We start from the raw sequence: 578 nt of genomic DNA on the forward strand, positions 1-578 counted from the left end.
TCTCTCGTCCCTGTAGTACGTCCCGGTTCGCAAGTGTGCACCGAGCGCGGTCACCCTCGGTGTTGCGGGTGAGCTGACAGAGTGGCACACCCGCGTGCCGCCTCCGTCGCACTTACCCTGCGAACGCATTCTCCGAACACTGGATTCCCAGGTCAGCCGCCCGGTCGAGCAGGCCATTCCGCGGTGACGGCCCCCGAGGGGGCCGGCCCCACCAGCTCGGCGAGCCGCGCGAGTCGCCTCCGTCCGGTGACCCGGAGCGCCGGTTCGCCGTCACCGGCGGCGATCACCGTCGCCGCCAGACCGGCCGCGGTCAAGACCCCCAGCAGTGGATCATGGGTCTCCGGCGCGTCCGGGTCCAGCCCCAGCGCGTAGGCCGGTCCCTGCCACCGCCCGGCGGCCAGCGCCCAGACCCGCAGCGCCCGCCCGTCGAGGGTGAAGCTAGCCGGGACCCGCTTGCGCCCGCCAGGCGACCACGCCGCCGCCAGCCCGGTGAGATCGGCCCGGAACGGGCTGCCGAGCACCGTTCGTCCCCGCTCCGACCAGCCAAAACGGGTCAGCACGCCGAGTTCGGCGCACGC

Annotated in this window: 1 protein-coding gene; it reads right to left on the reverse strand. The window is 73.5% G+C overall.

The window, feature by feature from the left end; translation table 11 throughout:
• Positions 1-152 precede the first annotated feature (152 nt).
• Positions 153-578, reverse strand: a 426-nt coding sequence (locus CCN37_RS40620) for a hypothetical protein (RefSeq protein ID WP_168201063.1), incomplete at its 5' end; no start/stop codon positions are given.

Source organism: Allokutzneria sp. NRRL B-24872 (assembly GCF_002155965.1).
Taxonomy (GTDB): Bacteria; Actinomycetota; Actinomycetes; order Mycobacteriales; family Pseudonocardiaceae; genus Allokutzneria.